The 12,781-nt window shown below is 65.8% G+C and carries 14 protein-coding genes; 12 read left to right on the top strand and 2 right to left on the bottom strand.

Going from position 1 to position 12,781, the window contains the following annotated elements:
* The first annotated feature begins 12 nt into the window (after positions 1 to 12).
* From mgtE to ACSHT2_RS05900, 4 genes are all read left to right on the top strand, one after another.
* Entirely contained in the window at positions 13 to 1,434 is a 1,422-nt protein-coding gene (gene mgtE / locus ACSHT2_RS05915; RefSeq protein WP_440640763.1) for a magnesium transporter, read from the top strand.
* A 211-nt stretch (positions 1,435 to 1,645) separates the two neighbouring features.
* A complete protein-coding gene (locus tag ACSHT2_RS05910; RefSeq protein ID WP_131867921.1) occupies positions 1,646 to 1,948 on the top strand; it encodes a helix-turn-helix domain-containing protein in 303 nt (100 codons plus the stop codon).
* A 117-nt stretch (positions 1,949 to 2,065) separates the two neighbouring features.
* A complete protein-coding gene (locus ACSHT2_RS05905) occupies positions 2,066 to 2,884 on the top strand; it encodes an aldo/keto reductase (protein ID WP_440640762.1) in 819 nt (272 codons plus the stop codon).
* 49 nt (positions 2,885 to 2,933) lie between these two features.
* Positions 2,934 to 3,857, top strand: a complete 924-nt coding sequence (locus tag ACSHT2_RS05900) for a hypothetical protein (protein ID WP_440640761.1) — start codon at positions 2,934 to 2,936, stop codon at positions 3,855 to 3,857.
* Between the two features lie 287 nt (positions 3,858 to 4,144).
* Here the strand turns inward: ACSHT2_RS05900 and ACSHT2_RS05895 are convergent, their stop codons facing one another.
* A complete protein-coding gene (locus ACSHT2_RS05895) occupies positions 4,145 to 4,858 on the bottom strand; it encodes a DUF599 domain-containing protein (RefSeq protein ID WP_440640760.1) in 714 nt (237 codons plus the stop codon).
* A gap of 124 nt (positions 4,859 to 4,982) precedes the next feature.
* On the opposite strand from ACSHT2_RS05895, the gene ACSHT2_RS05890 reads away from it, so the two are divergent.
* The 4 genes from ACSHT2_RS05890 to ACSHT2_RS05875 all read left to right on the top strand — a co-directional run bounded on the left by ACSHT2_RS05890 (position 4,983) and on the right by ACSHT2_RS05875 (position 7,763).
* A complete protein-coding gene (locus ACSHT2_RS05890; protein ID WP_440640759.1) occupies positions 4,983 to 5,645 on the top strand; it encodes a glutathione S-transferase family protein in 663 nt (220 codons plus the stop codon).
* A 305-nt stretch (positions 5,646 to 5,950) separates the two neighbouring features.
* Entirely contained in the window at positions 5,951 to 6,154 is a 204-nt protein-coding gene (locus ACSHT2_RS05885) for a hypothetical protein (RefSeq protein WP_085966667.1), read from the top strand.
* Positions 6,155 to 6,308: 154 nt separating this feature from the next.
* The gene (locus ACSHT2_RS05880; RefSeq protein ID WP_440640758.1) at positions 6,309 to 7,280 is read left to right on the top strand and encodes a hypothetical protein; all 972 of its coding nucleotides are present in this window, start codon (positions 6,309 to 6,311) and stop codon (positions 7,278 to 7,280) included.
* A 42-nt stretch (positions 7,281 to 7,322) separates the two neighbouring features.
* Positions 7,323 to 7,763 (top strand): DUF1489 family protein, encoded by a 441-nt coding sequence (locus ACSHT2_RS05875; protein WP_440640757.1) that lies wholly within the window; start codon positions 7,323 to 7,325, stop codon positions 7,761 to 7,763.
* On the opposite strand, the gene panC is transcribed toward ACSHT2_RS05875, so the two are convergent.
* Complete coding sequence (gene panC / locus ACSHT2_RS05870) at positions 7,760 to 8,611, bottom strand: pantoate--beta-alanine ligase (RefSeq protein WP_440640756.1); 852 nt, start codon at positions 8,609 to 8,611, stop codon at positions 7,760 to 7,762. The two genes, ACSHT2_RS05875 and panC, sit on opposite strands and share 4 nt — an antisense overlap.
* A 284-nt stretch (positions 8,612 to 8,895) precedes the next feature.
* Between panC and ACSHT2_RS05865 the strand changes: the two genes are divergently transcribed.
* From ACSHT2_RS05865 to ACSHT2_RS05850, 4 genes are all read left to right on the top strand, one after another.
* On the top strand, positions 8,896 to 9,819 hold the full coding sequence (locus ACSHT2_RS05865) for a division plane positioning ATPase MipZ (RefSeq protein WP_319327529.1): 924 nt from the start codon (positions 8,896 to 8,898) through the stop codon (positions 9,817 to 9,819).
* Positions 9,820 to 10,161: 342 nt separating this feature from the next.
* Positions 10,162 to 11,022 carry an alpha/beta fold hydrolase gene (locus tag ACSHT2_RS05860; RefSeq protein ID WP_319327531.1) on the top strand — a complete coding sequence of 287 codons (861 nt, stop codon included), beginning with the start codon at positions 10,162 to 10,164 and terminating at the stop codon, positions 11,020 to 11,022.
* Between the two features lie 135 nt (positions 11,023 to 11,157).
* The gene (locus tag ACSHT2_RS05855) at positions 11,158 to 11,907 is read left to right on the top strand and encodes a VWA domain-containing protein (protein WP_440640755.1); all 750 of its coding nucleotides are present in this window, start codon (positions 11,158 to 11,160) and stop codon (positions 11,905 to 11,907) included.
* 73 nt (positions 11,908 to 11,980) lie between these two features.
* Positions 11,981 to 12,706: a DnaJ domain-containing protein gene (locus ACSHT2_RS05850; protein ID WP_440640754.1), complete on the top strand. Its 726-nt coding sequence runs from the start codon at positions 11,981 to 11,983 to the stop codon at positions 12,704 to 12,706.
* The last annotated feature ends 75 nt before the right edge of the window (positions 12,707 to 12,781 follow it).

The raw sequence follows: 12,781 nt of genomic DNA, 5'->3' as shown, positions 1-12,781 counted from the left end.
GCGAGGCGCGCCATGGATGAACATATGGACGTTGCCCCATCCGCCTCGAATTCGGTACTCGACCACGTGCCGATGCGCAATGAGGACGGCGAAATTCGGCACGAATTCGTCGAAGAAATTGCCCGTGCGATCGAGGCTGGCGACAGCGCTGCGCTGCGTGCCTGTGTCGCCGAGCTGCACGAGGCCGATCTCGGCGACCTGATCGGCGCCCTGGAGCCCGACGACCGCGTCCGCCTGGTCGAGCTGACGGGGCGCGACTTCGACTTCTCGGCCCTGAACGAGGTCGACGAGGCCGTCCGCGAGGAGATCCTCGAGGAGCTGCCGCCGGAGACGGTAGCCGAGGGCGTCCGCGAGCTCGAATCCGACGATGCGGTCGAACTGCTGGAAACCCTCGACGAGGCCGAGCAGGAGGAGATCCTCGAAAAGCTGCCGCTTAAGGAGCGCGTCGCGCTCGAGCGCAGCCTGCTCTATCCGGAGAACTCCGCCGGCCGCCGGATGCAGACCGAATTCATCGCCGTGTCCCAGGATTTCACCGTGGGCCAGGCGATCGACTACATGCGCGAGACGCCGGATCTCCCCGACCGCTTTTACGAGATCTACGTCATCGACAAGGACCAGCACTGGCTCGGCGCGGTGCCGCTCGACGTGCTCTTGCGCACGCGCCGCCCGGTGGCGCTGACCGAGCTGACCGACGAAGACCGCCGTCGCGTCTCCGTCCTGGAGGACCAGGAAGAGGTGGCGCGCATGTTCGGCAAGTACAATCTCGTCGCCGCGCCCGTGCTCGACACCCAGGACCGCCTGGTCGGCGTCATCACCGTCGACGACGTCGTCGACGTCATCGAGGAGGAGGCGGACGAGGACCTCAAGGCGCTCGGCGGCGTCACCAGCGACGAAGAATTGTCGGACACCTTCCTGACGATTGCGCGCGGACGCTTCAACTGGCTGCTGGTAAATCTCGCCACCGCCTTTCTGGCGTCCTCCGTGCTCGGCCTGTTCGAGGGCCAGCTGGAACAGATGGTGGCGCTCGCGGTGCTGGCGCCGATCGTGGCGAGCCAGGGCGGCAATGCCGCGACCCAGACCATGACGGTCGCGGTGCGCGCGCTTGCCACCCGCGAGCTCGGCTCCTCCAACGCCTGGCGCGTGGTGATGCGCGAGACGCTGGTCGGCCTGGTCAACGGTCTCGCCTTCGCCGTGATCACGGGGATTGCGGCGGTGGCCTGGTTCAAGATTCCGGGCCTTGGCATCGTCATCGGGCTTGCGATGATCTGCAACCTTATCGCCGGCGCGCTCGGCGGCATCCTGATCCCGATGGCGCTCGACCGTGTCAGGGCCGATCCGGCGGTGGCCTCCGGCACCTTCGTCACCACCGTGACCGACGTGGTCGGCTTCTTCTCCTTCCTCGGGATTGCGACGCTCTGGTTCGGGTTGAGGTAGCGGCGCCCTCGCTCTCGTGTCCCGGGCGCGCTGCAACGCCTTCGCGTTGCTGCGCAGAACCGGGACCCAACAGAGAGCGGCACGACACTGTGGCAATATGGGCCCCGGCTCTGCAGCGCACCGCCGAAGAGGCGCTGCGCCGTGTCCGGGGCGCGAGACCCTTTAATCCGAACTTAAGCGACCTGCCGCATCATTGCCCGCGCTTGGGGGAATGGGCATGCGGTTGCGGCTGAAGGCGGACGGACGGATCGTCGAATTGCGGGATGGGCAGGAATTTCCGGTCCAGCCTGCGGCCAATGCCGCGCCGGGTGATACCGGCCCGCTTGCGGTGCGCGATTTGCGCCGCCGCGCCTGCCTGACCCAGATGGAGTTCGCCGCCAAGCTCGGCGTCCCCGTCGAGACCATCCGCAACTGGGAGCAGGGCAAGCGCGCTCCGCGGGGGCCCGCCCGCGCGCTGCTCGCGGTGATCGCGCATGCGCCGGATACCGTGTTCCAGGCGCTCGCCAAGGTCTGACGCACACCTCTCGTTAGTCTTGCACTGAATATTCGGCCCGGCCGTTGCGGCGTCCGTTGGCAGCATCATGGGCCGGGTCCATAATGAGATTTCGGGCCGCAACAGAGAGGATTCCTCATGCTGTTCGTCGAGGCCAACGGCGCAAGAATCCCGGCGATCGGGCTCGGGACCTGGGAGCTGAGCGGGAGGCCTGCCGCGCGCGTGGTCGAGCAGGCGCTGCGGCTCGGTTATCGTCACATCGATACCGCGCAGGTCTACGACAATGAGCGCGAGGTCGGCGACGGCTTGCGCGCCTCCGGCGTGCGCCGCGACGACGTCTTCCTGACGACGAAGGTCTGGACCAACCATTTCGCGCCCCACGATCTCGAACGCTCGGTCAAGGAGAGCCTCGCCCGGTTGCGGCTTCCCTCCGTTGATCTGTTGCTGCTGCACTGGCCCAATCCCCACGTACCGCTGGCAGAGACGCTGGGCGCGCTGTCGCATGCCAGGCAAATGGGACTGACCCGCCACATCGGCGTCTCCAATTTCACGGTGGCGCTGATCGAGCAGGCGGTCGCGCTGTCGGCGGAGCCGCTCGTCTGCAACCAGGTCGAATACCACCCTTACCTCGACCAGGCGAAGGTGAGGGCGGCCTGCGACCAGCACGGCCTCGCGCTGGTCGCCTACAGCCCGATCGCCAAGGGTCGCATCAAGTCCGACCAGACGCTGGTGGAGATCGGCCGCGCCCATCGCAAGACGCCGGCGCAGGTGTGCCTGCGCTGGCTGGTGCAGCAAAATGTCGCTGCGATCCCGCGCACCTCGCGCGTCGAGCGCCTGTCGGAAAACGTCGATATCTTCGATTTTGAGCTGTCGGAGGATGAGATGGGCCGGATTGCCGCGCTCGCCAATCCGAAAGGCCGACTGACCGACTTTGGCTTCGCGCCGAAATGGGATTGAGGGGAACTTCCGTTATGCTAGGACCGCGGCGGCAACCCAAGATCGGTCGATGGAACTGCGGAAGACCATACGGACGGACATTGCAGCGTCGGCGATCGCGCATCTGATGCTGGTGGGGCTGATCATCCTGATCAGCGAAGTCCATCCGTTCCACGCCGCGCCGCCCGAGACTGTGACGGTGGACATCGTCACGCCGGAGCAGGTGAAGCAGGAAGAGGCCAAGGCCGAGGAGAAGTCCAAGGACGAGGCGAAGGAGAAGCCGCCGGAGCTGCTCCCCGATCTGAAGCTGCCGAAGCTTGACGTCACCGAGAAGACGGACACAGCCTCGAAGACCGCGGCCAAGCAGGAGGCTGCTGCACCATCGCCATCACCGCAGGCCTCGCCTGAGCCACAGCAGAAGCAGCCGCCATCCTCACAGGCGCCGAAGCAGCACGAGGCCAATGTGCAGCCTCAGCCCGAGCAACCGCCGCCTCAGCAGCTGCTGTCCCAACCGTCACAGGCGATGCAGCAGCCTCAGGCCATGCCGCCGCCGGCCTATCTGCCTCCGGAGCCGGACGTCACCGTCAAATACGGCGTCATGCTGGGCCTGCCGCCTGAATTGCCGCCGGAGCTGCCGAAAGATGCTCCCAAGGACGATGGCGGCGACGCCAAGGATTCGATCGGAGCCAAGCTGCCGCCCGAAGTCATCGCCGAGCTTCGCCGCCATTTGCGGAGCTGCGCCAAGCTGCCGGCCGGGGTCGCGCCGACCGACAACGTCCAGGTCAAGCTGCGCACGGTCTTCGCCACCGACGGCACGCTGGCGCGCGAGCCGATCCTGATCGAAGCTCCGCCGTCCGCGAAGGGCGTGGCGATCGTCAAGTCCGCAATGAGCGCGCTCCAGAACTGCCAGCCCTACAAGATGCTGCCGGCCGACAAGTACGGGGAATGGAAGGTGTTGGACCTGCCGTTCAGCCCGCGGGATTTCGGCGGATAGCTTGGAGCCGGATCTTGCTGTTTCGCTCCGCTGTCAATCCGCTCGCACGAAGGCGGAAGCAAACCAGAATCCCTCCGCGGTGACAGTCTGGATTGCTTCCTCGCAAGAGCTCCTCGTAATGACGAGGAGGAGAGAGCCTGCGCCAAACTCCACTCTCGTGCCCCGGACGCAGCGCAGCGTCCCTTCGACGGTGCGCTGCAGAGCCGGGGCCTATGTTGCTGTATCGTACTGTGGCCCCGGGTCCCTGCGCTGCGCTTGCGCGTTGCAGCTTGTCCGGGACACGCGCCTCAATGTCCGCGCTTCATCTCCTCACCATCCACCACATCCGGCGCCATCGCGGCCCATGCACTGGACGCGAACTGCCGTCGCCAGGTCACGACCACCACGGCCGCCGTGGTCACGAACAACACCCATGGGCTGACGAACCAGCCGAGATAGCCGAGCGCGAAGAAGAAGGCGCGCTGGCCGCGGTTGAAATGACGGCCGGCCGATTCGAACAGACGCGAGGTGCGGATGACATGGGCTTCGGCTTCGGGCGTGTCGCGCCGGTCAGCCGGCGGCATGCCGCCGAACAGGATCGCGACATAATTGAACAGGCGATAGGCCCAGGCGAATTTGAAGAACGCGTAGACGCAGATCAGCACGAGGCCGACGCATTTCAGCTCCCACATCGCGGGGGAGGTGCTGAGGTCGATCGGCAGCTTGCTCAGAATCGTGATCGCGTCATTGGTGGCGTGCAGCAGCGCCAGCGCGCCGCCGAGCGCGAACAGGCTGGTGGAAGCGAAGAAGGCGGTGCCGCTCTGGAGCGAGGCCATGATCTGCATGTCGACCATGCGCGTCTCGCGGTCGAGCAGCCGGCGCACCCAGACCTCGCGATAGCGGTTCATGCGCGCCGACAGGCTATCGCGGCCGTAGGCCGAATGCTCCAGCGTCAGGGCATAGACCAGCCATTCGATGATGAAGAAGCCGATGGCGGCGATATCGACCCAATGCCTGCTCATGTCCGTCTCCTGGCAAGGACCGCAACGATTGCCACGCATGACGGGGCGCAGCAACGATTGATTGGCGGCACGCGATGGCGCTAAAAGCGGCTCGCTTCAAGGCGTATCGAGAAGGACTGGTGACATGGCTGCGCTGAAACTCGCGATCGGCAACAAGAACTACTCGTCATGGTCGATGCGGCCCTGGCTCGCGCTCCGCGCCAACGACATCCCGTTTGTGGAGACGCTCATCCCGCTCTACACCGACAATCCCGCGGACAAGGAGCAGATCCTGTCCTTCAGCCGTGCCGGCAAGGTGCCGGTGCTGGTCGACGGCGACATCACGGTGTGGGATTCGCTTGCCATCATCGAATACATCGCCGAGCGCTTTCCTGAGAAGAAGCTGTGGCCCGACGATGCCGCGGCCCGCGCGCATGCCCGTTCGGTGTGCGCCGAAATGCATTCCGGCTTCATGGCCTTGCGCAACGAATGCGGCATGAACCTGCATCGGCAGATCCGCCCCGTGGCGCTGTCGGCGGACGCCAAGGCCAACATCGCGCGCATCGAGGCGATCTGGCGCGAGTGCCGCATCCGCTATGGCGCGAAGGGACCGTTCCTGTTCGGCCGCTTCGGCGCGGCGGACGCCATGTATGCCCCGGTCGTGCACCGGTTTCGCACCTACGCGATCGAGGTGACGCCGGACACCAAGGCCTACATGGAGACGATGATGGCGCTGCCATCATTCCAGGAATGGACGCGCGACGGGCTTGCCGAAACGCTTGTCATCGCGAAGTTCGAGGACGCCTGACCGCAGGTTTGACGGGGCGGCCGCCGTGCGCCGGCCGGCGGCCCCCAGGCCGGCAATGAGCGAGGGGCGGTGGGATCGGGGGGGCTGCGACACCGGCCTGCGACATGTCGGCGGAACGAGCGGCTCCAATGGTATCATCGGCCCGCCGATTGTCCCGTTATCATTCTGAAATGACTGAAAAATTCGAGCACTTGCCATGCTGCCATGGCGCTGGCCAAAACAGCGCAGTGCGTGCTATATAACCGCCCGGGTTTCCGGCCGGCCATCGCAGTGGGACACTGGGCGAGGCAGGCGCTGTTTGAGTAATGGAGAGGGTGTTGAAGCACAAATTTCCCGTGGGATCGCGCGTCCTGTTCACGGCCAGTAACGTTGCGCGTCCTGCTGCCAGCGGCTCGTACGAAGTCATCCGTCTGCTGCCGACCGACGGCGACGACTGCCAGTACCGGATCAAGAGCTCGACCGAAGCCTTCGAGCGCGTCGCCAAGGAAAGCCAGCTCGCGCTCTCCTGAAGGCTGACCGCACCCGCGCATTGGTGCCATCCGTGATTTGTGTCCTGCGCCGTCAAAAGGCCCGCTTCACCTTCACAAGGTGGGCCGGGGCGGTTGCCGACACGCGGTGCTCGCTTGACCATTCGCTCTTTGCTCGCGTGAGGGGACGTCGCGCATGAACTGGGCATGGGCCACTTCGCTCGACCAAATCTGGCACTCGCCGGCCTTCCCGATGTGGATGACGCTGGCGGCCGCCGGATTCTTCGGATTGATCCTCCTGATCACGCTGCAGCGCGCCGACAGATCGGTCGCCAACGGTGCGCTGACCGTCATTACGCTGCTATCCATCGCGATCGCGGGGGCAGCCACCGTGCGCGTCTATGGACCGGACGGGCAGGTCGCCCCGGCCGAAGCGCGCGTGCACACGGCTACTGCGAGCCTGCCGGCGCTGTCCTGTCTCGACGATCTCGCCGGCGATGCCGTCGCCGCTGGCTGCGAGAAGGCGCTGTTCGGCGCGCCTGACGCCGCGGCTGCCGCCGTCTCCCACACCGCCGCCAGGATCGACCGGCTGACCGCGCTCGGCGACGTCGCCACGGCCGAGAAGAGCCTGACAATCGAGATGAAGGTGCTGCGCAAGTCGCTGGAGCGTGATCGCTACGGCCTTGTCGCGCATGTGCTGATCGTGCGCGACGGCTGCACGCAGTTCGATTGCGCCGCGTTCCGCTCGCTGACCGACCAGCAGCAGGTCGCCGCCAACATGGGATCCCATCTCTACGACACGCTGGTCGCGCGCTATGCGCTGACCTGGAACACGCCCGCAACAGCGCCGGCGATGCCGGCCACCGCCGCGCTTGCCGGGCTGCCGCCGTCGATGCCAACGGGCAGGCCGACCAATGCGGAGTTCCCGAGCGCCTCGTCGACGCCGCCGGTGAGCATCATGAATCCGGAGCCGTCCACGGCGGCGCGTCAGGCGGCGCCGGCAGCCAATGCAGCGCCGCGCGCACCGGCTGCAGCCTCGGCGCAGGCTGCGGTACCCGCCGCCAAGAAACCGCCGGCGCCGAAGGCCGCGCGTGCGCCGGCTGCCGCTCCGGTTCCGCTCGCGCCACCGGCCTCGGCGCCGGCTCCGGCAGCTGCGGATAACGAGTAGATCGGCGTTCCCAATGCGTGGCGGCCCGGCTAAAGCTTCGGCATGCCACTCCATCTGATCAAGCTCGCCGTCGGCTGCGACTCCGTCAAGGAATTGAAGGAGTGGGTGGCCGAACGGATGCAGACCGCCAAGAAGAAGGGTCTGCCGCAACGTCACATCCACATCACCCGCATGGTGCCCAAGCGCGATGCCGAAATCCTCGCCGGCGGTTCGCTCTATTGGGTGATCAAGGGCGAGATTGCCGCGCGCGAAAAGATCATCGGCATCGAGCCGTTCCGCGACAAGGACGGGATCGGGCGCTGCCGGATCGTGATGCAGCCGAAGGTGATCCCGGTCTCGCCGCGGCCGATGCGCCCGTTCCAGGGCTGGCGCTATCTCACCGACGATTCCGTGCCGGCCGATCTCGGCAAGTCCGCAGCCGGCTCGATCGCGGCGATGCCGGAGCCGATGCGGCGCGAGCTGCGTGATCTCGGGCTGCTCTAAACCGCGATATTGTCGATCAGCCGGGTGGTGCCGAGCTTGGCTGCGACCAGGATCCGCAGGGGCCCGTCCTTGCGCGAGGTGACCGGCGCCAGCGTCTCGGCATGGCGGACCTCGTAATAGTCGAGCGCCAGGCCGGCCGCCGTGATCATCTCGGCGCCGCCCGCCATCGCCGGTGCGATCGAATCGCCGGCCCGGATGCGCCCGGCGCTCTCCTTCATGGCGCGGTAGAGGACGCTGGCGGTCTGCCGCTCCTCTGGCGAGAGGTAGACGTTGCGCGAGGACATCGCGAGCCCGTCGCGCTCGCGCACGGTGCGGGAGCCGAGGACCTTGACGCCGAGGTCGAGGTCGCGCGCCATCTGCGTCACCACCCGCAACTGCTGAAAATCCTTTTCGCCGAAGATCGCAAAATCCGGCCGGCACTGCGTGAACAGCTTTCCGACGACGGTGGCGACGCCGCCGAAGAAGTGCGGGCGGAAGCGGTCCTCGAGGCCGGCCAGCGCCGGTCCTTCCGGCACGATGCGGGTGGCAAAGCCCTCCGGATACATGGCCTCGACGCCCGGGTGCCAGACGATATCGACATCCTCGGCCGCGAGCTTGGCGATGTCGGCCTTCCAGGTGCGCGGATAGGCGCCAAAATCCTCGGTCGGGGCAAATTGAGTCGGGTTGACGAAGATCGACACCACGACGCGGCTGGCGCGCCGCTTGGCGAGGCGAACCAGCGACACGTGCCCGTCATGGAGGGCCCCCATGGTCGGGACCAGCGCGATCGTGGCCTTTCGCTTGCGGAGATTGTCGACGGCGCGTCGCAGGGCAGGGACCGTGCGGGCGATCAATGGGCTTGCTGACATCAGGACTCGACGGATTGGGAATCGGGGCAGGAGCGGGCGTCGTGCCCGGCCGGCTAACCTTAACAAGTGACGATCGTGGACGCCATGCATCCGAATGCGGCACAGCATCCCGCGCAAGTGGCACAGCACGTCGCGACATTGCAGGCAGGATCACAGACGAAAGACGGCGCCGCGATTCATGGCGAAGCAGGGCACGTTGCGACTTGCTTTACCTGTCACGCATTTCACTTGACCGCAGGCGCGGCCAACTCGAAGATATTCGCCAGGGGGCGTTGAGGATCACCATGCTTGTGCAGGCTAGCCAAGGCCAATCCGGCTCGGCGCATGTGGTCGTGCTCGGCAACGAGAAGGGCGGCTCCGGCAAATCGACCACCGCCTTGCACATCGCCGTTGCGCTCCTGAAGGCCGGCCAGCGCGTCGCCACGATCGATCTTGATTGCCGCCAGCAGAGCTTCACCCGCTATATCGACAACCGCGCCGCCTGGGCCCGCCGCACCAAGCTCGATCTCGAGCTGCCGGTGCATCGCTGCATCAAGCTCGGCGAGACCATGCAGATCGCCGAGAACGAGAATTCGGAGTTCCAGCAGTTCATGGAAGCGGTCTCGGCGGTCGAGAGCAGCTTCGACTTCATCGTCGTCGATACGCCCGGCACCGACAGCTATCTGATGCGGCTCGCGCATTCGATGGCCGACACCCTGGTGACGCCGATCAACGACAGCTTCCTCGATTTCGACGTGCTCGGGACCGTCGATCCCGCCAACTACGCGGTGACGGGCGAGAGCCACTATGCCGAGATGGTGCGCGACGTCAGGCGCAAGCGCCGCCAGCTCGACGGCGCAACCACCGACTGGATCGTCGTGCGCAATCGCCTGTCCATGCTCGGCTCCCGCAACAAGCAGCTCGTCGCCGAAGGCCTGAAGGATTTGTCGCTGCGGCTTGGCTTCCGCTATGTCGACGGCTTCGCCGAACGCGTCGTCTACCGCGAATTCTTCCCGCGTGGCCTGACCGCCCTCGACGAGATCGACGAGGCCACGCTCGGCATGCGGCCCAATCTCGGCCATCTTACCGCGCGGGAGGAGGTGACGAGCCTGCTCCGCCAGCTCAAGCTGCCGCTCGACGAGCGCGGTCGCCGCCGCGCCGCCAACCGGGCCGAGTGGTTCAACCAGGTCGACAAGCCGCTCGAGGTCCACGACATCCTGGGCGTCTGAGGCGGCGGTAAGTTGCTACTTTTCGCCGATCCGAGCAGCCGGCCCCTGCGGGAACCGTGGCCGCGCTCGCCGCGTTTTCACCCCGTGTTGACTGCGAAATGAACCCAATCGAGCCCGGTTGCGTCGGATGGTAAGCTGCACCTGACGTGGTGGTAAGAGAATGGGGTGCACAGAAAACGTGTGCGACGCACAATGGAAGGGCGGCGATTTCACAATATTTAGCCTTCCTGTCACGCTGCTGTGACATATATTAGCGAATAGGCGACAAGGGGCCAAAGAGCCCCGGAAGAACACGATTTTCAACAGGGATTCAGGCCTCTAGGCCTGAGGCTGAGGACGAAAATGAAGCGTGGAATTGCCGTTCTGGTTTCGGTCAGTGCCCTCTGCGGCATCGCCTATTTCACGGCGAGCAAGTGGGCGATCAAGCACGAGACCATCACCTTCTACGACGCGTCGCGCGACAATCGTCCGGTGCCCGTCTATGTCGCGGTGCGCCGTGACAAGGAAATGCAGGCCAACGCCGGCATGATCACGCTGCCGGTCGCCGTGATCAATCACGGCAACACCGTCAAGAATACCGAGTACGGCTTCCTCGCCAACATCTTCGCTGCGCGCGGCTACATGGTCTTGAGCCCGCAGCATGACCTGCCCACCGATCCTCCGATGGTGACCAAGCCCGGCGAGCTCTATGTCGGCCGGCTGCCGCAGATCCTGCGCGGCGTCGCCAACATTCATCTCGCCGTGCAGGAGATGAAGAAGGTTCAGCCCAACGCCGACTACGAGAGGGTGACGATGGTCGGCCACTCCATGGGCGGCGACATCACGATGTACTTCGCCAAGCACTATCCGGATGAGGTCAAGAAGGTCGTCACGCTCGACAATCTGCGCGTGCCCTTCGTCACCGCCGGCAAGTTCAAGATCCTGTCGTTCCGCTCCCAGGATCCGCAGTTCAAGACCGATGCAGGCGTGCTGCCGACCGACGAGGAATGCGAGAAGGCCGGTATTCAGGTCGTGAAGACCGAATTCCAGCACAACGACATGCGCGACACCGGTCCGGATGCGGCCAAGAGCTCGATCCAGAGCATGCTCGACAAGTTCCTGAGCGCGACGGACAGCGACGTGGCGCCGGTCGATACGCGATCCTCCCCGCCCAAGATCCTCGAGCCTGGTCCGGTCGCCCTGATGGCACCCGCGAAAAGCTGACATACAAGAGTTCACGTCGCCACTCGATTGCACCGCTCGTCAAAGCCTCCGCCGGCGCTGCCCGCGGAGGCTTTGTGCATTGACCGGGCCGCATGCGCTGACCACATTAGCTGCTCACGCAAGGTGCAAGGAGCGATGTCGGGCGAACCCATCAAACCGCGCGGTCGCGATGCCGTCTCGGCGCAAGCCGACGGCGCGCTCCCGCAAGCGGTGACCTCCACCTCGGAAGACATCGCCGCCTTCGTCGCCAAGGCGCGGGGACTGTCACCGCATGCACCGGGGGCGAAGGGGCGGCTGATCTTCGCCCTCGATGCGACGATGAGCCGGCAGCCGACCTGGGACATGGCCTGCGCGCTCCAGGCCGACATGTTTCGCGAGACCGCGGCGTTCGGCAGTCTCGATATCCGGCTGGTCTACTATCGCGGCCTCAACGAGTGCCGTGCCACGGGATGGATCTCCGACAGCGCCAAGCTGGCGGCGCTGATGAGCAAGATCGATTGCCGCGGCGGCGATACCCAGATCGGCAAGGTGCTGAGCGAGGCCCGGCGCGAGGCGGTCGCATCCGGCGTGCGGGCCGTGGTCTTCGTCGGTGATGCCATGGAGGAAAGGATCGACGAGCTCTGCGCCAAGGCCGGCGAGCTCGGTATGCTCAAGGTGCCCGTGTTCGTGTTTCAGGAAGGCCGTGACGCCGTCGCCGAGCAGGCCTTCCGCCAGATCGCGCACCTGACCGGTGGCGCCTGGTGCCGGTTTGATCCCGGCGCGGCGGCGCAGCTGCGCGAGCTGTTGCGGGCAGCTGCGGCCTATGCAGCTGGCGGACGCGAAGCGTTGCTGAAACTGGCGAAGACCGCGAGCGGCGCGGCGAATCTGATCGGCCAGATGAAGTAGCGATCAGCCTGGCGCGGCTCGCGGCGGCGGTAGACGCGATGCATTTTGCCGCGAGGGCGACTATATTCCGGCCATGACCCTGATTGCCGGCGCTGTCGCCGTTATCACGCTTTATCTGCTGCTTCAGATGTTTCGCGCCGCCAATCCGGCGGCGCTGGCGCGCACTATCAAGTTTGGGGGCGGCGTGCTGGCGCTGGCGGTCGCGGCCTTCACGGGTTTGCGGGGCGAGCTGGCGGTTGCGATCCCGCTCGGAATCTTCGGCGCCGGGCTGCTCGGCTGGACGCCACTGGCGAATGCCGGATTCGGCAATATCGGCGGTTGGTTCGGTGGCGGTGCGGCGCCGGCGCAAGGGCAGGCTTCACGCGTGCGCTCGCAATTCCTCGACATGCGGCTCGACCACGATTCCGGGCAGCTTACAGGCCAGATCGTCGCGGGACCTCACGCCGGGCGCAGTCTCGACGAGTTCGATCTCGCCAGCCTGCTGGCGATGGTCCCGACGTTCGACGCCGAGAGCGTGGCCTTACTTGAAAGCTATCTGGACCGCCGGTTTCCCGCCTGGCGTCAGAACGCGCAGGGCGATGCGGCAGGGCGGCAGCGCCGCACGGCGGCGAGCGGCAAAATGACGGCGGAGGAAGCCTATCAGATCCTTGGCTTGCAGCCGGGGGCGGGGCGCGACGACATCAGCCGGGCCCACAAAGCCCTGATGAAGAAACTCCATCCCGACCAGGGGGGCTCGACGTATCTCGCTGCCCGGGTAAACGAGGCCAAGGATACTCTGCTTCGCACGCATAACGGCTAACTCCGGCACTACGCTACAAACGCCCGTACCGCGTGAGCTCCGTTTGCTCCGTCTGCCGTCGCCTCGATGCCCGCC

Source organism: Bradyrhizobium sp. PUT101 (genome assembly GCF_052043945.1).
Taxonomy (GTDB): Bacteria; Pseudomonadota; Alphaproteobacteria; order Rhizobiales; family Xanthobacteraceae; genus Bradyrhizobium.
Note: the sequence above shows the minus strand (reverse complement) of the source record. Positions and strands in the feature narration are given on the sequence as shown.